The organism is Lactococcus cremoris subsp. cremoris KW2 (genome assembly GCF_000468955.1).
Lineage (GTDB): Bacteria > Bacillota > Bacilli > Lactobacillales > Streptococcaceae > Lactococcus > Lactococcus cremoris.
Map to the genome: position 1 here is coordinate 1,377,989 of NC_022369.1, position 22,493 is coordinate 1,400,481.

Here is a 22,493-nt window from a genome sequence, read left to right on the forward strand (position 1 = left end):
TGAAAATTTTTATTCATTAATTAATGTTTATCTTCTTTATTTTTCTTACGCCAGAAGAACATTGCTCCAAATAGAGAGAGAAGAACAGTTCCAACCATACTCAACCAACCTGCATTTGCTTCACCTGTTGCAGGTAAATCAGCTGTTGAAAAATGTTTTCCACCTATATTTGTACTCATATTTCCATTTATCATCCCTCCATTCATTGTTGTTGGCGGTGTAGTAAAGAGCGTTGGTTCGCTGGTATTTCCAGATGCATCTGTTGCAGTAACAGAAAGCTGTGTTCCTGGGTTAATTCCAAGAGGAAGTTTAATTGTATAACTTCCATCCACTCCCGCTACAGCAGTGCCTAAAACTTCGCCTGTTGCCGGATTTTTAACAGTAATAGTGGAACCAGGTTCACCTTTACCATTTACCGTATATCCACTACCAGAATCCCCAGTTACACTATCTACAGTTGGAGCGCTTGGAGCCGTCGTATCAGTGTTAGACGATGGTTCACTGACCACTAAGGTTTGGGTTACATTTGCATATCCCCCTGCTGAATAAGTTACTGTGTAAGTACCTGCGGACAGTTTGCCATTCGGTACTACCATTCCTGCTGAGTTGGTAATTACATGAGTAACCGAAACAGTTTTACCATCACTATCTTTAAGTGTAGCAGGTAGACTAGCTGTTGCGTCAGCTGCACCTTTTTTAGAAGTGGTCGTAGTTAAATTACCTGTTGGAGCTACTAAAACTGGACTAGTTGGGTTGCTTGGATCACTGACCACTAAGGTTTGAGTTACATTTGCATATCCCTCTGCTGAATAAGTTACTGTGTAAGTACCTGCGGACAGTTTGCCATTCGTTACTACCATTCCTGCTGAGTTGGTAATTACATGAGTAACCGATACAGTTTTACCTTCACTATCTTTAAGTGTAGCAGGTAGACTAACTGTTGCGTCAGCTGCACCTTTTTTAGAAGTGGTCGCAGTTAAATTACCTGTTGGGGCCACTAAAACGGGACTAACTGGGTCTGCTGGTGTTGTCGCTGAGGTTGGGTCACTGACATTGCCTGAACCATCTGTTGCAGTGATTGTCAATGGAGCGTTAGGACCAACTGAGCCTGGAAGAGTCACAGTATAGTTTCCACTTCCATCTGTGGTCCCGGTTCCGACCGTATCTCCATTATTATCTTTAATTGTGATGGTTGAATTAGGTTCGGCAGTCCCTGTGACTGTGTAACCATTGGTGCTATTCCCTGTGATACTTCCGACTGCTGGAGAATCGGGAGCAGTTGTATCTGAATCTGCCGGTGTTGTCGCTGAGGTTGGATCACTGACATTACCTGAACTATCTGTTGCTGTGACATTTAGTGGAGCGTTAGGACCAACTGAGCCTGGAAGAGTCACAGTATAGTTTCCACTTCCATCTGTGGTCCCGGTTCCAACTGTATCTCCGTTATTATCTTTAATTGTGATGGTTGAATTAGGTTCGGCAGTCCCTGTAACCGTATAGCCATTGGTGCTATTACCTGTAACACTTCCTACTACTGGAGCATCTGGGGCAGTTGTATCTGTTGGGTCAGAAACCACTAGTGTTTGGGTCACATCTTCATAGCCTGCGGCCGTATAAGTGACGGTGTAGGTACCCGCTGACAACTGACCATTGGTCATCGCAGTTCCTGAAGAATTGGTGATCACCGAAGCGACTGGAATGTCAGCTCCTGTGCTGTCTTTGAGACTCGCTGAAAGAGCAGCCATCGCATCTGCGGCACCAACTGCTGAGGTTGTCGCAGTCAAGTTACCTGTTGGGGCTACTAAAACGGGACTAACTGGATCTGCTGGTGTTGTCGCTGAGGTTGGATCACTGACATTGCCTGAACTATCTGTTGCTGTGACATTTAGTGGAGCGTTAGGACCAACTGAGCCTGGAAGAGTTACAGTATAATTTCCGCTGCCATCTGTCGTTCCGGTTCCAACCGTATCGCCATTATTATCTTTAATTGTGATGGTTGAATTAGGTTCGGCAGTCCCCGTAACCTTATAGCCATTGGTGCTATTGCCTGTGACACTTCCAACTGTTGGAGCATCTGGGGCAGTTGTATCTGCTGGGTCAGAGACAATCAGCGTTTGGATCACGTCTTCATATCCTGCGGCAGTATAAGTGACGGTGTAGGTACCCGCTGACAACTGACCATTGGTCACTGCAGTTCCTGAAGAATTGGTGATCACTGAAGTGACTGGAATGTCAGCTCCTGTACTGTCTTTGAGACTCGCTGGAAGAGTAGCCATGGCATCTGCGGCTCCAACTGCTGAGGTTGTCGCAGTCAAGTTATCTGTTGGAGCTACTAGAGTTGGATCTGCTGGAGTTGTCGCTGTAGCGGGATCACTGACATTACCTGAACTATCTGTCGCTGTGACATTTAGTGGAGCGTTAGGACCAACTGAGCCTGGAAGAGTCACTGTGTAATTTCCACTTCCATCTGTGGTCCCTGTTCCAACTGTATCTCCGTTATTATCTTTAATTGTGATGGTTGAATTAGGTTCGGCAGTCCCTGTAACCGTATAGCCATTGGTGCTATTACCTGTGACATTTCCAACTGTTGGAGCATCTGGGGCGGTTGTATCTGCTGGGTCAGAAACCACTAGTGTTTGGGTCACATCTTCATAGCCTGCGGCCGTATAAGTGACGGTGTAGGTTCCCGCTGATAACTGACCATTGGTCACTGGAGTCCCTGAGGAATTGGTAATCACTGAAGTGACTGGAATGTCAGCTCCTGTGCTGTCTTTAAGACTCGCTGGAAGAGTAGCCATGGCATCTGCGGCTCCAACTGCTGAGGTCGTTGCTGTTAGATTTCCTGTTGGAGCTACCAGTACTGGACTAACTGGGTCTGCCGGTGTTGTCGCTGAGGTTGGATCACTGACATTACCTGAACTATCTGTCGCTGTGACATTTAGTGGAGCGTTAGGACCAACTGAGCTTGGAAGAGTCACAGTGTAATTACCACTTCCGTCTGTCGTTCCGGTTCCAACTGTATCTCCATTATTATCTTTAATTGTGATAGTGGAATTAGGTTCGGCAGTCCCTGTGACGGTGTAACCATTGGTGCTATTTCCTGTGACACTTCCAACTACTGGAGCATCTGGGGCAGTTGTATCGGCTGGGTCAGAGACAACCAACGTTTGGGTCACATCTTCATATCCTGCGGCTGTGTAAGTGATGGTGTAAGTACCCGCTGATAAGTTACCATTGGTTACTGGAGTCCCTGAGGAATTGGTAATCACTGAAGTGACTGGAATGTCAGCTCCTGTACTGTCTTTGAGACTCGCTGGAAGAGTAGCCATGGCATCTGCGGCTCCAACTGCTGAGGTCGTTGCTGTTAGATTTCCTGTTGGAGCTACCAGTACTGGACTAACTGGGTCTGCCGGTGTTGTCGCTGAGGTTGGATCACTGACATTACCTGAACTATCTGTCGCTGTGACATTTAGTGGAGCGTTAGGACCAACTGAGCCTGGAAGAGTTACAGTATAATTTCCGCTGCCATCTGTCGTTCCGGTTCCGACCGTATCGCCATTATTATCTTTAATTGTAATGGTCGAATTAGGTTCGGCAGTGCCTGTAACCGTATAGCCATTGGTGCTATTTCCTGTAACACTTCCAACTACTGGAGCATCTGGGGCGGTTGTATCAGTTGGGTCAGAAACCACTAGTGTTTGAGTTACGTCTTCATATCCTGTGGCCGAATAAGTGACGGTGTAGGTCCCCGCTGATAAGTTACCATTGGTCACTGCATTTCCTGAGGAATTGGTAATAACCGAGGTGACCGCTACATCGGCTCCTGCACTATTTTTTAATGTAGTTGGAATCGTCGCAGTTGCATTACTTGCACCAACTGCTGAGGTCGTTGCTGTTAGATTTCCTGTTGGAGCTACCAGTACTGGACTAACTGGGTCTGCGGGGGTTGTCGTTGGTGTTGGCGTACTAACATTGCCTGAACTATCTGTTGCCGTAACATTTAATGGCGCATTAGGACCAACTGAGCCTGGGAGAGTCACTGCGTAATTTCCACTTCCGTCTGTTGTTCCTGTTCCGACTGTTGTACCAGAACCATTTTTAATAGTAATAGTCGAATTAGGTTCGGCAGTTCCTGTAACGGTATAGCCATTGGTGCTATTACCTGTGACGCCACTCACAATAGGAGCTGCCGGAGGGGTCGTATCAGCTGGGTCAGTAACCACTAAAGTTTGCGTTACATTTGCATAGCCTGCGGCTGAATAGGCGACAGTGTAAGTACCCGCTGATAATTGACCGTTGGTCACTGGAGTCCCCGAGGAATTAGTAATGACTGAGGTGACTGGAACATCAGTACCTGCACTATTTTTTAAGGTAGTTGGAATCGTCGCAGTTGCATCTGCGGCTCCAACTGCTGAGGTTGTCGCAGTCAAGTTTCCTGTTGGAGCAACCAGCGTTAAATTAACATCTCCAGCTAAATATACGTAAGAAACTCCATCAGCACCACTTAGAATATCAACATCTAATAAGTTGGTTTGAACAGCAGAACCTACAAAACGTGCATCGAGGTTACTTTGAATACTTGGTGGGGCAGTGATTTTTGTAGGAATGGTAATTCTTGTATCCCCAAGTGCCGAAGCATTTAAAAGAAGATCTAAAATTCCACCTGTTCCATTTACTAATGGAACTAAAACATTATCTATGGCTGTTATCAGTGCAGGCTTGATCAAAGCAAGGGCAGTATTAGCGGCAGGTGCTGCTAACCCTGTTGCAGAAAGATTACTAACTGCCGTTCGTAAATTTTCTAGAATAGTTCTGACATTTTGAGCTAAAATTGCTCCCATCCCATCATTTAAAGGCGCACTCAGCATTGAATTTCCATTAAGGGTCGTGGCTGATGTAAATGTTCCACCGCCAATATTTTGAATTCCTTTTAATAGATTAAGCTGAGTCGTCACTTCTGTTAAATTAATACTGGCTAAAGGATTATTGCCTAAGATTGTGGCTACTCCCGCAACAAAAGTATCTCCAGCACTAACGATTGCATTGATGAGTGCAACTTTATTAAAGTCAATCGTGATATTCGTCGTAACCGAAGTATTCCCGTTAGCAGCAACATAGCCACGAAGCTCTTGCGGAATTGTCAAAACAGCATAACGAGGCCCTGAAAGAAGGGCAACATTAGCCAATGCACCTCCGGCAATTGTAAAATCAACATTTCGAGTTCCTGAACCACTAGCCCAGCGATTGCTTGTAGTTGTCCCACTATTATTGCTTGAAGTAATATTTTGCAAGAGATCAATATTTAAAGCAGCAGCTTTTGCAGTGATTTGATTTGATAGCAAGCTATAAGCTGTTGGGATAATTACCGAAGTCATCAATAACGTCCCAGACATGGTCGCTGATAGTACTTTACGTTTGGTTATTACTTTACCTTTTTTACGTGGTGCCTTTTTTTTCTGCATTTCCATTTTTTCCAATCCTCCTAAATCATGTTGGCAATATCTTATGATGATCAGACACAAGAAATTGTTTGACAGCTTCCATAAAGTAATTTATTGTATACATTCTTTATACACCATTTCTTAATAAAAAAACATAAAAATACTCTAGTTTTTGCTTGACCATTGCTGACTTTAGCAAGCACTTGTGTCAAAAGAAGAAAGTTCATAAACGCCCTTTGTTTAGCTTTTCACAGCTTTCAACCACTAGTTTTTAACAACAAAAAAATCGCCAATGTTAGCGATTTCTCTTTTTATCAATATTTTTATTAAGATTGCATTTTTATTCAGACCTAAAAATGATTTTGTAGTTTATTTATTTGCATTTTCTTCCAGTATTTTCATTCTTCGCAAAAGTTGATGTTCTCCAAATAAAATCAAGAGTAAAACCAGACTCCAACCTCCAATTAATCCTGCAGAATCGATTAGTGGTCGCCCTGTCCTTGAAATGAAAATTCGTGTCGGATGATCCTGAACAACATAAACTGTAATTTTATCGCCTTCATCACCTAATCTTCTAAAATAAACATCCAAGGGACGTTTTTGATATTCATTTCCGTCGTATTTATAGGATACTTCATGAATTGCTTTCACATCTGTACCATAAACAATTTTTCCAGAAACAGCTGTTTTTTCTAAACTTTTATTTGTCTGATGGATACCAAGTAAAAACAGAGCCCCGAAAAGCATTGCCACTGCAACAATAAACATGACAATTCGCAAAATTCGCTGAAATATACTAACTATTTTATTCATTTAACATCCTATATTTCTAATTTAATAACTTTCCTGAGTTTAATCCTCTTTTCATTTTAACATTTTTTATTGATAAAAGTCGATATGCTAATTAAGCTGCATTCTTAGCTTTTTATGAAATCATAAACAATAACTTGAAAAATACAAGAAAAATTAACGTTTTTTTGGTAAAATTGGCTTAGAAATAGTTATTAATTTTCTCATATTTTACTGACAGGCCTTTGTCAGTAAATTGAAAAATAAAAGGCTCCTAAATAAACAGTGAAAGCTGTTTTTATAATCTATAAAACGAAAGAGGCACATAATGTCCTTTGATGGTATTTTTTTACACCACATGACGGCTGAATTGCAACCGCTTGTTGGTGGACGTATTCAAAAAATTAATCAACCTTTTGACCAAGAACTTGTTTTAACCATTCGGTCAGCTGGTAAATCTCATAAACTTCTACTTTCAGCTCACCCTGTATTTGGACGGGTCCAACTGACGAAAACTGATTTTCAAAATCCTCAAAACCCCAATAACTTTGTGATGATTTTACGGAAATATTTAGCGGGGGCTTTCCTTGAAAAAATCGAACAAGTTGAAAATGACCGCCAAATTATTTTTCACATTTCAACTAAAGATGAGATTGGTGACAGCCTAAAAATTGCTTTAATCGCTGAAATTATGGGGAAACACAGCAATATTATTTTGCTTGAAAAAACCTCACAAAAAATCATTGAATCAATCAAACATATTGGCTTTTCGCAAAATCAATATCGGACGATTTTGCCTGGCTCAACCTATATCGCACCACCTGCCTCTAATGCTACTGATCCCTTTAAAGCAACTGACGAAGAAATTTTTGATACGTTACAAACTGAACAATTACAACAAAAATTCCAAGGGATTGGGCGCGATTCTAAAATCGCATTGACTGGTCTGTCAGTAAAAGAATTCAAAGAAAAATTACTGACGATTAAACCATCAATTTATCCTACTGACAATTTTTCTAGTATTCAACTTACTGACACTGATGATTTTGTAAGCTTCGATAGCTTATCTGAAATGCTGGATGTTTATTATGCTGACAAAGCTGAACGTGACCGTGTCAAACAAGTTGCTGCTTCTGTCATTAAAAAAATCCAAAATGAATTAAAGAAAAATCGTGATAAATTAAAGAAACAAGAACGAGAATTATTGGCTACTGACAATGCTGAAATTTTCCGTCAAAAAGGTGAGTTGCTTAACACTTTCTTAAATCAAGTCCCAAACGATAAAACAAGTGTGACCTTAGAAAATTACTATACAAACGAACCCTTAGACATCGCTTTAAACCCCGCACTAAGCCCCGCTCAAAATGCTCAACGCTATTTCCACCGTTATCAAAAATTGAAACAAGCTGTCAAATTTTTGGGAGAACAAATCACCAAAACTAAAGAAACAATTCATTATTTAGAGTCCGTTGAGTCCAATCTTGAAAATGCTGATGTTCCTGAAATTGCTGATATTCGTGAAGAATTAATTCAAACTGGCTATATCAAACAAAAATATCGCAATAAGAAACAAAAAATGCTGCCGCCAGAAAAATATCAAGCTGAAGATGGAACAATTATTTTGGTCGGAAAAAATAATTTACAAAATGAACAAGTCAGTTTCAAACTTTCTCGTCGAGGCGATCTTTGGTTTCACGTTAAAGATATTCCAGGAAGTCATGTTTTGATTACTGGAAATCCAAACCCTTCTGATGAAACAATTACTTTCGCCGGAGAATTAGCCGCCTATTTCAGCAAGGCCCGTTATTCAAATCTTGTTCAAGTAGACGTTTTGGATGTCAAAAAATTACACAAGCCGACCGGAACAGCTCCAGGATTTGTGACCTATGATCGTGAAAAAACGATTCGTGTCACTCCTGATGAAGCTGTCATTAAATCACGTAAGATCAGTAAGTAAAGTTTACTGACGAAAATTAATTTTAAAAATTTGGAGAATCCATGTCTGAAATTATAAAATGTTCTGTTTGCAATCATTTACTTACAAAAGAAGGAAATACTTTTAAATGTGAGAATAATCATACTTTTGATTTGGCTAAAGAAGGCTATCTTAACCTTCTTTTAAATGCCAAAAAAACTTCTGGCGACTCAAAAGAAATGATGGCAGCCAGACGTGATTTTCTCGCAAAAGGTTATTATGAAAAACTATCCGACCGAGTCAATCAACGCTTAAACAATTTGTCTTCAACCAACCAAACCATTGTTGACATTGGTTGTGGGGAAGGTTACTATCTTTCACGTTTCCAAAAAGAAATGGCACCAGAATCCACTAAGCTTTATGGAATGGATATTTCTAAGCTCGGGATTCGGATGGCTGCTAAAAAAAACACAACGATTCAATGGTTAGTAGCCAATTTTGCCAATCTCCCTTTTACTGACAAGTCCGCCAGTACTGTTTTATCCATGTTCGCAGAATATTCTGTCCCAGAAATTGACCGAATTCTGACTGACGAAGGAAATATTATCATCGTCAGAGCCGCTAGTGACCACCTCATTGAATTAAAAAATATTATCTATCCTGAAATTCATGAAAAAGTTAAAGCCTCTTCTATTAAAACTTTCCCTGGATTTTTAGTTGAGCAAGAAAATTATTCTTATCAAGTGACAATCCAATCCACAGAAGATTTATTAAGCTTACTACTGATGACCCCTCATTATTGGAAAATCAAACCAGAGGGAATTGAAAATCTCAAAAAGTTTGAAGCTTTAGAAGTAACAATCAGTATTGAAATTGATGTATTAAAGCGACAAAAATAACTTTTTTTAATCGAAAAATAATCAACTTTTAAGTAATCATTTTCAAAATGCATTTTTAAGGAAAAGCCACGCGTTTATTGCTATGACGGGGCTTTCATATCTTAGACAAATTTGGTATAATTAAATTTGTAATTTTTACAATTTACATTATTATTATAATATTTTATAAGAAGGAGCCACTATGGCAAATGAAACTGTCATTCAAATGATTGATGTCACCAAACGTTTTGGTGATTTTGTCGCAAACGACAAGGTCAATCTTGAGTTGAAGAAAGGTGAGATTCATGCATTGCTCGGCGAAAATGGAGCCGGTAAGTCAACCTTGATGAACATCCTCTCAGGACTCCTCGAGCCTAGCGAAGGCGAAGTCCACGTCAAGGGAAAGCTCGAAAACATCGATTCCCCCTCTAAAGCAGCAAACCTCGGTATCGGAATGGTTCACCAACACTTCATGTTAGTTGACGCCTTCACAGTTACTGAAAATATCATCCTTGGTAATGAAGTAACCAAAGGAATCAATCTCGATTTAAAGACAGCGAAGAAAAAAATTCTTGAACTTTCTGAGCGTTATGGACTTTCTGTTGAACCAGATGCACTTATCCGTGATATTTCCGTCGGTCAACAGCAACGTGTTGAGATTTTAAAAACACTTTATCGCGGGGCAGATATCTTAATTTTTGATGAACCAACTGCCGTTTTGACTCCTGCTGAAATTACAGAATTGATGCAAATCATGAAAAACTTGATTAAAGAAGGTAAGTCAATCATTCTCATCACCCATAAGTTGGATGAAATTCGTGCCGTAGCTGACCGTATCACTGTAATTCGACGCGGAAAATCTATTGATACCGTTGAGCTTGGCGACAAAACCAATCAAGAGCTTGCAGAACTCATGGTCGGACGCTCTGTCTCATTTATTACTGAAAAAGCTGCTGCCCAACCTAAAGATGTCGTTTTAGAAATTAAAGACCTTAATATCAAAGAGAGTCGTGGCTCCCTTAAAGTTAAAGGCCTCTCTTTAGAAGTTCGTGCCGGTGAAATCGTAGGAGTAGCCGGAATTGATGGTAATGGACAGACAGAATTAGTAAAAGCAATTACTGGTTTAACAAAAGTGGATTCAGGTTCTATCAAACTTCACAATAAAGATATTACTAATCAACGCCCTCGAAAAATAACTGAGCAATCAGTTGGACACGTTCCAGAGGACAGACATCGTGACGGACTCGTTTTGGAAATGACAGTCGCTGAAAATATTGCCTTGCAAACCTACTACAAACCACCAATGAGCAAATATGGTTTTCTAGATTACAATAAAATAAATAGTCATGCTCGTGAACTTATGGAAGAATTTGACGTCCGTGGAGCTGGTGAATGGGTTTCTGCCTCATCTCTTTCTGGTGGTAATCAGCAAAAAGCAATTATCGCCCGAGAAATCGACCGTAACCCTGACTTACTTATCGTTTCCCAACCCACACGTGGTCTTGACGTTGGAGCGATTGAATATATTCATAAACGTTTAATCCAAGCTCGTGATGAAGGAAAAGCAGTCCTTGTTATTTCTTTTGAACTTGATGAAATTCTTAATGTCTCTGACCGAATCGCTGTAATTCACGATGGTCAAATTCAGGGAATTGTAAGCCCTGAAACAACCACAAAACAAGAACTCGGTATTTTAATGGTTGGAGGTAACATTAATGAATAATAAAACAAGAAAAGTCCTCGTTCCTCTCATTGCCATTGTTTTTGGTTTCCTGTTAGGTGCGATTATCATGCTAGCCTTTGGCTATAACCCGATTTGGGGTTACGAAGACCTTTTCATTTCTGCTTTAGGAAGTGCAAGATCCATTGGTGAAACCCTACAAACTATGGGACCTTTGATTTTGACTGCTTTATCCTTTGCCGTTGCCATGAAAGTCGGCCTCTTCAATATCGGGATGTCAGGTCAAGCACTAGCTGGTTGGATTAGTTCCATGTGGTTTGCTTTAAGTTTCCCAGATATCCCCCGCTTACTGATGATTCCTTTAGTTGTAATTATCGGAATGGTCTTTGGAGCATTTATGGGATTCATTCCCGGCATTCTTCGAGCTCTACTTGGAACTTCAGAAGTTATCACAACGATTATGTTGAATTATATTATGTTGTTCTTCTCAACATTTATGATACACAGTATGTTCCAAAAAAACATTTTGATGGACAATACAACTGACCAAACAAAATTAATTAGTGCAAATGCTTCTTTTAGAACCAATTGGATGTCCTCATTAACTGATAATTCAACCTTAAATATCGGACTAATCATTGCATTAATTGCCCTTGTGATTATGGCCATTATCTTCACTAAGACAACTCTTGGGTTTGAAATTAAAGCTGTTGGTTTAAATCCTGACGCTTCAGAATATGCTGGTATCTCAGCAAAACGTACCCTTATCTTATCTATGGTTGTCGCCGGAGCCCTCGCTGGACTTGGTGGTGTTGTTTATGGATTTGGGTATATGCAAAACTTCGTCTCTCAATCGGCATCCCTTGATATCGGATTTAATGGGATGGCTGTCGCCCTTCTTGGCGGTAATAGTCCTATCGGTATTCTCTTTGCCGCTCTTCTTTTCTCAGTTCTTCAAACAGGTGCACCTGGTATGACAAACGATGGTATTCCACCAGAAATCGTTAAAGTTGTCACTGCTGCAATTATATTCTTCATCGCAGTGAAATTCATTATCGAAGTCATGCTACCAAAAGCTAAAGCAATCAAAGCTTCAGAAGCCACTAAGAAGAAAGGAGAAAAAGCATGAACGTCGTAAACACTTTACAGATTATTGTCGCTAATATGCTCATCTATTCAACACCTCTAATCTTTACAAGTATTGGTGGTGTCTTCTCCGAACGAGGCGGAATCGTCAATGTCGGTCTCGAAGGAATAATGACTATCGGGGCCTTTAGTTCCGTTGTCTTCAACTTAACTACTGCCGGGATGTTTGGAAGCATGACTCCTTGGCTCTCAATTCTCTTTGGAGCTTTAATCGGTGCGCTCTTCTCTTCTCTTCACGCGGTTGCTACCGTCAACCTAAGAGCAGACCATATCGTATCTGGGACCGTACTTAACTTGATGGCTCCAGCACTTGGAGTATTCCTACTTCAAGTTTTCTACCAACAAGGTCAAATTAATATCAATGAACAAATTGGTTATTGGAACGTTCCTTTACTTTCTAATATTCCTGTCATTGGTAAAATCTTCTTTACTCAAACTTCACTCCCAGGTTTCCTTGCAATAGTTGTTGCAATTCTCGCTTGGTACGTCCTATTTAAAACTCGCTTTGGTCTTCGCCTTCGTTCTGTTGGTGAAAATCCTCAAGCAGCTGACACCCTTGGGATTAACGTTTATGCCTATCGTTGGGCTGGGGTACTTCTCTCTGGTGTTCTCGGAGGAGTTGGTGGAGCAATCTATGCTCAAGCAATTTCTGGTAACTTCTCAGTTTCAACTATTGCAGGACAAGGTTTCATTTCGCTTGCAGCCATGATTTTTGGTAAATGGAATCCAATTGGAGCAATGCTATCATCACTTCTCTTTGGACTCTTTACTTCACTGGCCGTTGTCGGTGGTCAAATCCCAGGAATCAAAGAAATCCCTTCTTCATTCCTACAAATGGCACCTTACGTCTTTACAATTATCGTCTTGGCACTCTTCCTTGGAAAAGCAATTGCGCCTAAAGCTGACGGGGTAAACTATATCAAATCGAAATAAATTTCTAAAAATAAAAAAGTCTGTCGATGAACAGACTTTTTTATTATAGTTTAAAGCAAACTTTTAAATATAATAAAAAGAGTTAGTTGAAATTTTCTACTAACTCTTTTTTATTTTTAGTTTTTAACTGCAGAAGCAAATTCTTCTTTAGCAAAAGCTTCATCGATGATAGCTTTCAATTGAGCTCCAGAAGCTTCCATTTTTTGCATTTCAGCATCGTTCAATGGAATGTGAATTGGGTTAACAACACCTTCAGCACCAACTACAGCTGGTTGACCAAGGTAGCAGTCGCTTACGCCATATTGTCCATCTTGGAATACTGATACAGGAAGTACTGCATGTTCATCATCAAGAATTGCTTTAGTAATACGAGCAAGGGCTACAGCCACACCGTAGAATGTTGCACCTTTTTTAGCGATGATTGAGTAAGCTGCATCACGTACAGATTCAAACAATTCAACGATTTCTGCTTCGTTAAGGTAGTCATTTTCTTGGAACCATTGTTCCAATTTAACACCAGCAACGTTAGCGTGTGACCAAACAGCAAATTCTGAGTCACCATGTTCACCCATGATATATGCGTGGATTGAACGAGCATCAACGTCAACTTTTTCAGCCAATGCTTGACGGAAACGTGCAGTATCAAGTGAAGTACCTGAACCTACAACACGGTTTTTAGGGAAACCAGAGAATTTCCAAGTTGCGTATGTCAAGATGTCAACTGGGTTAGCAGCAACGAGGAAGATTCCTTTGAATCCTGAAGCAACAATTTTAGTTACAACATCTTTAGTAATACGAAGATTTTTTTCAACAAGGTCAAGACGAGTTTCACCTGGTTTTTGTGGAGCACCAGAAGTCAAGACAACGAGGTCAGCGTCGCTTGCATCAGAGTAGTCTGCAGAGTAAATCTTTTTAGGTGATGTAAATGCCAAGGCATGAGAAAGGTCTTCTGCATCCCCTTGAGTTTTTTCTTTAAAAAGGTCAACAATACCTAATTCTTGTGCAATTCCTTGGTTAACAAGGGCAAAAGCGTATGATGAACCTACAGCACCGTCACCAACAAGGATAACTTTCTTACGTTGTTTATCAGCCATGATTTTCTTTAATTCCTTTCAAATTATAAACGAGTATTTTATAAAATATAATCTTTTCAACAATAGGGCCTGTCGATAGCGGCAGGCTGTATTGTTTTAAGATCATTAATTGACAAATTATTTAACAGTGCGGATACGCATTGTATTAGTGCGACCAGTACCAACTGGAACACCAGCAACGATAATGATATTGTCGCCAGCTTCAACCAAACCAGAAGCCAATGCAACTTTTTCAGCAACTTCAAACATGTCATCAGTAGATGCAGGTTTTTCAGTCATCATTGGGATAACACCCCAGTTGATCATCAAACCACGTTCAACTTTTTCGTCAAATGTGATAGCCAAGATATCAGCATCTGGACGGTGTTTAGAAATCAAACGAGCTGTGTTACCAGATTCAGTCAAAGCAACAATCAATTTAACATCCATAGCTTCTGCAGCATTTTTAACTGATGCAGCAACAACTTCTGTTACAGTTGATTTGTCGTAACGTTCTGGGTGAAGACGTCCGTATTCTTTCAACATTGTTTGAGCATTTTTGTTAACAGTAGCCATTGTACGAACTGATTCGCGTGGGTATTTACCATTAGCAGACTCACCTGAAAGCATTGTAGCATCAGTTCCGTCAATAACAGCGTTAAATACGTCTGAAATTTCTGAACGTGTAGCACGTGGGTTGTAAGTCATTGATTCAAGCATGTTTGTTGCAGTTACAACAATTTTACCTGCTTTGTTAACTTTGCTGATAATCAATTTTTGGTAAACTGGAACCATTTCAAATGGAACTTCGATACCCATGTCACCACGAGCAATCATGATACCATCAGCTGCTTCGATGATTTCATCAAGGTTTTCAATCCCTTGTTGATTTTCAATTTTAGCCAAGAGTTGTACGTGTGGATTACCAGTTTCTTCACAAATACGACGTACTTCTTTAACGTCATTTGCAGTACGTACGAATGAGATAGCGATAAAGTTAATTCCACCAGGTTGTGAAAGACCGAAACGGATATCTGCATCGTCACGTTCAGCAAGGGCTGGGAAAGGAATTTTAGTGTTAGGAATGTTAACACCTTTTTGTTTACCGATAACACCATCATTTTGTGCTTCAACTTCGAATTCACGAGTTGCTGCATCTTTACCAGTCAATGACAAACCAAGTTTACCATCATCAATCAAGATAGTTTGACCGATTTCAACATCATCAAAGATGTCAAGTCCGCCAGCTACGTTCAAGGCAATCAATTCAGGAGTTGATTTAAGACCTTGTTTAGTTGCAACACGGAATTTATCTCCAGTAACAACGCTGATTGAATCAGCACCGTCAGCGAAGAGTTCTGTACGCATTTCAGGACCTTTAGTATCAAGCAAGAAACCTACTTTGTGACCAGCGATTTCTTCAGCGCGGTGAACAGTTGCCATACGAGCACCTTGTTCAGGATGGTCACCGTGTGAGAAGTTGAAACGGAAGACATTAGCGCCTTCTTCAATCAAAGCTGCAATGTTTTTTGCTGATGCTTCGACGTCAAGAGATTCTCCCCAATAGCCGCTTTCACCAAATTTTTTGCCACCACGAATTTCGACAGCAGGTCCAAGAGTTGAGACGATTTTTACACGTTTATTCATTTTGTGTTTTTCTCCTATAATGATTAATTATATATCTCTGCCCTAATTATGCGTTTAACACTTAACTAGAAACAGATTTGCAGTAACTTAGTTAAGGTTAAGATTGTTGAGTGCTGAGTTAAGACGGTAAAGTTCAAGACCTGCTTTATGCGGGTTGTTTACTTTGATGCCACCTTCAGTAGTCAAACTAAAGAGTGCTCCTTCTTCAGCAGTTCCGAGAATTGGACTTTCTACAAGTTCTTCATTACGGATACCAACGGCTACGCCACCGATTCCATCACGAAGCAATTCAACGGCACGAGCTCCCATACGTGAAGCAAGAACACGGTCACGAGCTGTTGGTGAACCACCACGTTGGATGTGTCCAAGAACAGAAACACGAAGGTCTCCTTTATAACCAGCTTCTTTAAGTTTTGTAGCAAATTCTTCACCAGTCATAACGCCTTCAGCAAGAACGATGATGTGGTGATTTTTACCTTTTTCGTAGCCTTTGTTAATGTTGTTAACTACGTTTTCAAACTTAAATTCTTTTTCTGGAATACAAATATCATCTGCACCAGCAGCGATACCAGCATTCAAAGCGATATCTCCAGCATTACGTCCCATTACTTCTACAACGAAAGTACGGTTATGTGATGATGAAGTATCACGGATTTTATCCAAGGCATCTACGACTGTCGAAACAGCTGTATCAAAACCAATTGTAAAATCAGTTCCTACGATATCGTTATCGATTGTGCCTGGAAGTCCAACAGCTGGGAAACCATGTTCTGTAAGACGCATAGCTCCATGGTAAGATCCGTCACCACCGATTACAACGACACCTTCGATACCGAATTTTTTAAGTTGCTCAATCCCAGCAAGTTGTCCTTCTACTTGAGCAAATTCTGGGTAACGTGCTGAGTACAAGAATGTACCACCACGACCGATTTTATCACCAACTGAAGCTGACGTAAGCGGGAAAATGTCTCCCGCAACCATGCCCGCATATCCGTGATTGATACCGTAAACTTCGATACCTTCAGAAATTGCTTTGCGAACAACTGCACGAATAGCCGCATTCATCCCTGGGGCATCACCACCAGAAGTCAAAACTGCAATGCGTTTCATTTAAATCTGTCCTCCGAAATTGAGATACACAGCAAAAATACGTAAACGTTATTAATATTTTTACCATGTTCATTTGTTGTCTAGTTCATTATATCACGTATTTATAAAAAAATCTCTTTACAAACTGTATGAAACGTTTTCATTGTTTCTTTTTTTCTAAGCCTTATTTTGCAAGGGTTTTCTAGCATTTTCAAATAATTTTTTTAGACTTCATTTGCTTCTTATTCTTCTATAATATGACACAATATTAGCCATTCTATTCTTTTATATTTTAACAAAAAAGTAAAGAATCTTTTACTTTTTTGTTTATTTTTCTAATTATTCATTTTGAAAATTGAAATTATTTTCATAAAAAAATGAATTCCTTTCGAAATTCATTTTCAAGATTAAGCTTCGTAACGTTTTTCACCATCAAGATAAGTCGCAACTAAATCATATTCATTGTCTAATACGATGAAATCGGCTGCAAGTCCTGGTTTGATTTGTCCACAAACATCATCAATATTTACTGATTTTGCTGGCGTTAATGAAGCCATCATAACTGCTTCTGCTGGCGTAGCAATCCCCCAGTCAATCACATTTTTAACGGCTGTTTTAAGTGTTAAAATTGAAGCGGCTGGGCGGCCTGTTGGAAGCCAAGCAGCGCCATCGCGCACTTCTACTTCGTATTCTCCAAGCATATAAGGACCATCAGGAAGTCCTGCGGCACGCATTGAGTCTGTAATCAAAACAACATGGTCAGCGCCTTTCATTTTCACAACAATTTCAGCGGCTTCTGGACGAACATGGTGACCATCACAAATTAATTCGGCGTAAGTATTTGGAGTATTTAAAATTGCTCCAACCATCCCTGGTTCTTGGTGAGTCATTCCTGACATCCCATTGAATGTGTGAACCCATACAGATGCTCCAGCTTGAACACCGGCAACTGCTTGCTTATATGTCGCGTTCGAATGGCCTAAGGCAATGACAACCCCTGATTCAGTCGCCTTACGAATAAAGTCTTCTGAACCTTCGCGTTCTGGTGCAAGACCAATTTTCTTAAGCATTCCATGTGCAGCTTCTTGCCAATCTTCAAGCTCCCACATTTTAGCATCACGCATGTATTTAGGATTTTGAGCCCCTTTCTTTTCTTCTGTAAAGAAAGGACCTTCAAAGAAAATACCACGTACTTTAGCTCCGCGTGCTTCTTGGTAGTGTTCTCCTACAACTGTACAGACCGCTTTCAAGCCTTCATGGTCATCTGTTAAAGGACTTGGCAAAAATGAAGTAACTCCTGCTGACAATAATCCTTCTGACATTGTCCCCATGATTCCTTCTACTTCAGCATCTTGGGCATCTGCACCACCGAAACCATGAATATGTGTTTCAACTAATCCTGGGGCAATAGATTGTCCTGAATAATCTAGGATTTCAGCTCCTGCTGGCGCTTCTTCTGTCCACTCTCCAAATTTTCCATCAGTAATTTCTAAGAAACCACCTTTTTTTGTTTCATAAGCGTAGAAAAATTGATTTGCTTTAATATAGTAAGTCATAAATATCTCCTCTTCTTTTTCTTTAATTTTAGCACCCTTTATCTTATTTGTCAATAAACAGTATATACCAATTATCAGAATGAAAAAATTACTGACAGCTTTGTCAGAGCTTATCTATCACACGTTGGCGGATAAGAATGCTGGTCAATTTCTGTCAGTAATTTTAAAATTTAATTTAATTGTTTATTATTTGATAATTGTAACAATTTTTCTTTAATTTCTTCTTCCATCTTAGAAAGTTCAACTTCACCTTGTTGACGTTTTTGACGTCCTTCGGCTTGAATACGCATGGTTTCTTGGATAGTATCCACTAGGTTTTGTTGAGTTAATTTCAACGTTTCAATATCAACTAAGCCACGTTCATTTTCTGTTGCGGCTTCAATTGTTGAAGCTTTAAGCATTTCTGAATTCTTACGCAACAAATCATTGGTTGTTTCAGAAACAATCCGTTGGCTAGTCAATGCATCTTTTTGTTTCAACAAAGTCAAAGCAATCGCCACTTGGTTCTTCCAAAGTGGAATCGCAGTATTTATGGAAGTTTGAATTTTTTCAGCTAATTCTTGGTTGGTATTTTGAATCAAACGGATTTGTGGGGCTTGTTGGATGGTCAGCTGACGAGCAAGCCGTAAATCATGGGCTCGTTTTTCTAAACGATTTTTATATGATTCTAAATCATTCACTTTTTGAACAATTAAGGCATTGTCAGTAGATTCTTGCGCTTCCTTGCGTGCTTGAGGTAATATTTCAGTGTCCAATTCTTGAACTTTTAATTCGGCCCCTGCAATATAAACATTTAAGGCTTTGAAATAATTCAGGTTTTCATCATAGAGTTTGTCAAGCATTTCATTATCTTGCAAAAGCCCTTGTTGTTCATTATTTAATTTGGCCGAAATTTTGTCAATTCCAGCTCCGATTTTTTGATATTTTTGAGTCACTTCAAAAATCGAGCGTTTAACTTTACCAAACATTTTGGTAAAAATCCCTTTGTTTTCAGCAACCAATTCGTTGGGATTAGCTTGTTGCAAATTGAACATCAAGTCTGTTAGTGATGAGCCGACTTCACCTAAATCTTGGGCTTGAACTTTATTTAAGACACTTTGTGAAAATGCTGAAATTTTATCTTGAGCACTCGCTCCATAATTAATGACAGATTGGGCACTTGATTCATCCAATTGTTTAGATAATTCTTTTGCTTTTTCTAATTCGTCAGTAGAAAGGACTTCTACAGCTGCCAATGAGGCATTTTGATGCATTTTTACAATTTCTGATTTTTGTTGCTCATCTAATTGGTCTGCTTCTTTGATGACTTTATCATTCGTCATCAAATCATCTAAAATTGGGTTGTCCATATCTTTATTTTCCTTTACTAGTCTTCGATTACTTACTTTATATTATAAATGATTCCTGCCAAAATTGACAGGAATATTCGTCTTTTATTGACAGAATCGTCAGTTTTTACTGACAAAAATCATTTAATCTTGTCAGTAAATTTATTTGTCAAAATCAACTTGATGTTTAATGACATTCACATCATCCATCAGTATTTCGTGGTAATTTTTAGAAATCGAATTAGACAATGTTTTTATCAATAATAGAGTCTCATCTAAATCACGATTAATATCTTCGGTTCTTACTGATTGTTTCTTCATCTCAATAAATTTCTCTGACAATTTGACCATATTTGGCAAGTCTTTATAAAGAAACTCATTTTGTTTAGTAAGTTCTTGTGGATTTTGAACAATATATTTGAAAGTATGCTTACTAGCGTCTAAGCCACCTGTTACTGACTCAACAACTTGTAAATCATCTTCTTTTTTCAACAATTTTTCCCAAGTTTTGATGTTTTCTTTGGCTTCAGATAAATTTTCACGAAATATTTTGATGTCTGTATCAGAAAGTCCTGCTTCGTGGTAACGTTCAATATTTTCTTTTTTACTCATTCCTTTGTCCTGATACCTTTCTTCTTTTTCAGTCGAATTTTTGCGCATAAAACTGATACCTATAATCATTTTTATTATTAAGAAAAAGAGAACTAAACCAAAAATCACATTCACGATTCCTAGATGACCATAACCAAACATCATCCCATGATGATTCATAAATAAACTGACTGGCATATTTTTTTCCTCCCGCTTGTGTCCTGTTTTCACAAGTTTCTAATTTTTAAATTTCAATTTTAAGAATAACCTTTCGGATATATCTCTATTTTATCATAATATTTAAACCCTAAATCATACTTAGGGCTGATTTTTATTCTTGCTTATGTTAAAATGTAAAGGAAACCAAAACGAAAGAAAGGATCATTTCTATGAATCCACAAAAAATTGCAGTTTTAGGTCCAGGCTCATGGGGAACTGCTCTTTCACAAGTTCTTAATGATAATGGTCATGAAGTTCGTATCTGGGGAAACAACCTAGAACAAATGGCCGAGATAAATGAAAAACATACGAATACACGCTACTTTAAAGATGTTGTCTTAGATGAAAAAATAAAGGCATATAGTCGTTTAGATTTAGCTTTGGAAAATGTTGATGCCATCCTATTTGTTGTGCCAACGAAAGTTACACGATTGGTTGCAAAACAAGTTGCCCAAGTTCTTAAACATAAAGTTCATATCCTACACGCTTCAAAAGGGCTTGAACAAGGGACACATGACCGAATTTCGACAATTCTTGAAGAAGAAATTCCAGCTCAACTTCGCGGTGAAATCGTTGTCGTTTCTGGTCCTTCTCATGCTGAGGAAACGATTGTTCGTGACATCACTTTGATTTCTGCAGCTTCTAACGATCACGATGAAGCAAAATATGCTCAATCTATTTTTAGTAATGACTATTTCCGTCTTTATACTAATACTGATGTGATTGGAGTTGAGACAGCTGGTGCTCTTAAAAACATTATCGCGGTTGGAGCAGGGGCATTACACGGTCTTGGTTTTGGTGACAATGCTAAAGCAGCAATTATTACTCGTGGTCTTGCCGAGATTACACGATTAGGCGTTGCCATGGGAGCTGAACCTTTAACTTACAGTGGTCTTTCCGGAGTCGGCGACCTTATTGTAACAGGGACGTCCATTCATTCACGAAATTGGCGGGCAGGCGATGCTCTTGGTCGCGGTGAAAAAATAGCAGATATCGAAAAGAATATGGGAATGGTTATTGAAGGAGTTTCAACGACTAAAGCAGCTTATGAGCTTGCTCAACGACTTGAAATTGACATGCCTATCACTGAAACAATTTACAAAGTTCTTTATGAAAATCTTGATGCAAAATCTGGAATTCTTGATATCATGCGCCGCGAAACTCGTGCTGAAAATGAATTCATTAATATTAATAAATAAAATAATAAATAAAAAAATTCGATTTTACTAATTAAATAAAGGAGTTAATTATCATGAAACAAACTACTATACCTAACAAAGCCAGAAAAGTTCGTAAAGCTGTTATTCCTGCTGCTGGTCTTGGGACTCGCTTTTTACCAGCAACTAAAGCCATTGCCAAAGAAATGTTGCCAATTGTTGATAAACCTACTATCCAATTCATCGTTGAAGAAGCTTTGAAATCTGGAATCGAAGACATTTTGATTGTAACTGGTAAAGCAAAACGTCCAATTGAAGACCATTTTGACTCAAATATTGAGCTTGAACAAAATTTACTTGAAAAAGGAAAAACAGAATTACTTAAACTTGTTGAAGAAACAACAGATATCAATCTTCATTTTATCCGCCAATCTCATCCAAAAGGTTTGGGACACGCTGTTCTTCAAGCCAAAGCTTTTGTTGGCAACGAACCTTTTGTAGTTATGCTTGGTGATGATTTGATGAATATCACAGGCAATGAAACTCCTTTGACTAAAGACTTGATTAATGATTATGAAAAAACTCATGCTTCAACAATCGCTGTAATGAAAGTGCCTCATGAAGATGTTGACAAATACGGAGTAATCGACCCTAATGGCGAAGTTTCTAAAGGTCTTTACAATGTTGAACGTTTCGTTGAAAAACCAAAAGTTGAGGAAGCTCCTTCAGACCTTGCAATTATCGGTCGTTACCTCTTGACTCCAGAAATTTTTGATGTTTTAGAAACACAAGTACCTGGTGCTGGAAATGAAATTCAATTAACTGATGCGATTGAACGTTTGAATAAAACACAACGTGTCTTTGCTCATGAATTTACTGGAAAACGTTATGATGTTGGTGATAAACTTGGTTTTGTGGAAACAACAATCGAGTATGGTTTAGAACATCCACAAATCGGCGACAATTTGAAAAATTATATCATCGAAAAAGCTAAAGAACTTTCTAAAGATGAACCAAAACAAAATACAAAAAAATAAGAAAGAGCCTATT

Annotated in this window: 15 protein-coding genes; 7 read left to right on the forward strand and 8 right to left on the reverse strand. The window is 39.1% G+C overall.

Features of this window, described 5'->3' with window-relative positions:
• Nucleotides 1–20: 20 nt before the first annotated feature.
• Together KW2_RS11790 and KW2_RS06540 are read right to left on the reverse strand one after the other, a co-directional pair.
• Nucleotides 21–5,468, reverse strand: coding sequence for a phage tail tube protein (locus KW2_RS11790; RefSeq protein WP_021037366.1), 5,448 nt, complete (start codon nt 5,466–5,468; stop codon nt 21–23).
• Between the two features lie 342 nt (nt 5,469–5,810).
• A complete protein-coding gene (locus KW2_RS06540; RefSeq protein ID WP_021037367.1) occupies nt 5,811–6,254 on the reverse strand; it encodes a hypothetical protein in 444 nt (147 codons plus the stop codon).
• Between the two features lie 304 nt (nt 6,255–6,558).
• Between KW2_RS06540 and KW2_RS06545 the strand changes: the two genes are divergently transcribed.
• From KW2_RS06545 to KW2_RS06565, 5 genes are all read left to right on the forward strand, one after another.
• Nucleotides 6,559–8,187: an Rqc2 family fibronectin-binding protein gene (locus tag KW2_RS06545; RefSeq protein ID WP_021037368.1), complete on the forward strand. Its 1,629-nt coding sequence runs from the start codon at nt 6,559–6,561 to the stop codon at nt 8,185–8,187.
• 41 nt (nt 8,188–8,228) lie between these two features.
• Nucleotides 8,229–9,044, forward strand: a complete 816-nt coding sequence (locus KW2_RS06550; RefSeq protein ID WP_021037369.1) for a putative RNA methyltransferase — start codon at nt 8,229–8,231, stop codon at nt 9,042–9,044.
• A gap of 181 nt (nt 9,045–9,225) precedes the next feature.
• Nucleotides 9,226–10,746, forward strand: coding sequence for an ABC transporter ATP-binding protein (locus KW2_RS06555; RefSeq protein WP_021037370.1), 1,521 nt, complete (start codon nt 9,226–9,228; stop codon nt 10,744–10,746).
• The gene (locus KW2_RS06560) at nt 10,739–11,833 is read left to right on the forward strand and encodes an ABC transporter permease (protein WP_021037371.1); all 1,095 of its coding nucleotides are present in this window, start codon (nt 10,739–10,741) and stop codon (nt 11,831–11,833) included. Before KW2_RS06555 ends, KW2_RS06560 begins: the two co-directional genes overlap by 8 nt.
• A complete protein-coding gene (locus KW2_RS06565) occupies nt 11,830–12,783 on the forward strand; it encodes an ABC transporter permease (RefSeq protein ID WP_011676327.1) in 954 nt (317 codons plus the stop codon). Before KW2_RS06560 ends, KW2_RS06565 begins: the two co-directional genes overlap by 4 nt.
• 116 nt (nt 12,784–12,899) lie before the next feature.
• Here the strand turns inward: KW2_RS06565 and KW2_RS06570 are convergent, their stop codons facing one another.
• The 6 genes from KW2_RS06570 to KW2_RS06600 all read right to left on the reverse strand — a co-directional run bounded on the left by KW2_RS06570 (nt 12,900) and on the right by KW2_RS06600 (nt 20,265).
• Nucleotides 12,900–13,877, reverse strand: a complete 978-nt coding sequence (locus KW2_RS06570) for an L-lactate dehydrogenase (protein WP_003131075.1) — start codon at nt 13,875–13,877, stop codon at nt 12,900–12,902.
• 117 nt (nt 13,878–13,994) lie between these two features.
• Nucleotides 13,995–15,503 (reverse strand): pyruvate kinase, encoded by a 1,509-nt coding sequence (gene pyk, locus KW2_RS06575; RefSeq protein ID WP_021037372.1) that lies wholly within the window; start codon nt 15,501–15,503, stop codon nt 13,995–13,997.
• An 87-nt stretch (nt 15,504–15,590) separates the two neighbouring features.
• Entirely contained in the window at nt 15,591–16,613 is a 1,023-nt protein-coding gene (gene pfkA, locus KW2_RS06580) for a 6-phosphofructokinase (RefSeq protein WP_003131080.1), read from the reverse strand.
• A 386-nt stretch (nt 16,614–16,999) separates the two neighbouring features.
• Nucleotides 17,000–18,148, reverse strand: a complete 1,149-nt coding sequence (gene nagA / locus KW2_RS06590; RefSeq protein ID WP_021037373.1) for an N-acetylglucosamine-6-phosphate deacetylase — start codon at nt 18,146–18,148, stop codon at nt 17,000–17,002.
• Between the two features lie 170 nt (nt 18,149–18,318).
• Nucleotides 18,319–19,497, reverse strand: a complete 1,179-nt coding sequence (locus tag KW2_RS06595) for a toxic anion resistance protein (protein ID WP_021037374.1) — start codon at nt 19,495–19,497, stop codon at nt 18,319–18,321.
• A 141-nt stretch (nt 19,498–19,638) separates the two neighbouring features.
• Entirely contained in the window at nt 19,639–20,265 is a 627-nt protein-coding gene (locus tag KW2_RS06600) for a 5-bromo-4-chloroindolyl phosphate hydrolysis family protein (RefSeq protein WP_011835023.1), read from the reverse strand.
• Nucleotides 20,266–20,456: 191 nt separating this feature from the next.
• On the opposite strand from KW2_RS06600, the gene KW2_RS06605 reads away from it, so the two are divergent.
• Nucleotides 20,457–21,485: an NAD(P)H-dependent glycerol-3-phosphate dehydrogenase gene (locus KW2_RS06605; protein WP_011835022.1), complete on the forward strand. Its 1,029-nt coding sequence runs from the start codon at nt 20,457–20,459 to the stop codon at nt 21,483–21,485.
• 53 nt (nt 21,486–21,538) lie between these two features.
• Nucleotides 21,539–22,480, forward strand: a complete 942-nt coding sequence (gene galU / locus KW2_RS06610) for a UTP--glucose-1-phosphate uridylyltransferase GalU (protein ID WP_021037375.1) — start codon at nt 21,539–21,541, stop codon at nt 22,478–22,480.
• Nucleotides 22,481–22,493: the final 13 nt, after the last annotated feature.

Excerpts from the sequence above, each read along its gene's own strand:
- pfkA (WP_003131080.1), bottom strand. The coding sequence starts at position 16,613 with ATGAAACGCATTGCAGTTTTGACTTCTGGTGGTGATGCCCCAGGGATG.
- pyk (WP_021037372.1), bottom strand. The coding sequence starts at position 15,503 with ATGAATAAACGTGTAAAAATCGTCTCAACTCTTGGACCTGCTGTCGAA.
- KW2_RS06600 (WP_011835023.1), bottom strand. The coding sequence starts at position 20,265 with ATGCCAGTCAGTTTATTTATGAATCATCATGGGATGATGTTTGGTTAT.
- KW2_RS06570 (WP_003131075.1), bottom strand. The coding sequence starts at position 13,877 with ATGGCTGATAAACAACGTAAGAAAGTTATCCTTGTTGGTGACGGTGCT.
- KW2_RS06550 (WP_021037369.1), top strand. The coding sequence starts at position 8,229 with ATGTCTGAAATTATAAAATGTTCTGTTTGCAATCATTTACTTACAAAA.
- galU (WP_021037375.1), top strand. The coding sequence starts at position 21,539 with ATGAAACAAACTACTATACCTAACAAAGCCAGAAAAGTTCGTAAAGCT.
- KW2_RS06560 (WP_021037371.1), top strand. The coding sequence starts at position 10,739 with ATGAATAATAAAACAAGAAAAGTCCTCGTTCCTCTCATTGCCATTGTT.
- KW2_RS06605 (WP_011835022.1), top strand. The coding sequence starts at position 20,457 with ATGAATCCACAAAAAATTGCAGTTTTAGGTCCAGGCTCATGGGGAACT.
- nagA (WP_021037373.1), bottom strand. The coding sequence starts at position 18,148 with ATGACTTACTATATTAAAGCAAATCAATTTTTCTACGCTTATGAAACA.
- KW2_RS06555 (WP_021037370.1), top strand. The coding sequence starts at position 9,226 with ATGGCAAATGAAACTGTCATTCAAATGATTGATGTCACCAAACGTTTT.
- KW2_RS06595 (WP_021037374.1), bottom strand. The coding sequence starts at position 19,497 with ATGGACAACCCAATTTTAGATGATTTGATGACGAATGATAAAGTCATC.
- KW2_RS11790 (WP_021037366.1), bottom strand. The coding sequence starts at position 5,468 with ATGGAAATGCAGAAAAAAAAGGCACCACGTAAAAAAGGTAAAGTAATA.
- KW2_RS06540 (WP_021037367.1), bottom strand. The coding sequence starts at position 6,254 with ATGAATAAAATAGTTAGTATATTTCAGCGAATTTTGCGAATTGTCATG.
- KW2_RS06545 (WP_021037368.1), top strand. The coding sequence starts at position 6,559 with ATGTCCTTTGATGGTATTTTTTTACACCACATGACGGCTGAATTGCAA.
- KW2_RS06565 (WP_011676327.1), top strand. The coding sequence starts at position 11,830 with ATGAACGTCGTAAACACTTTACAGATTATTGTCGCTAATATGCTCATC.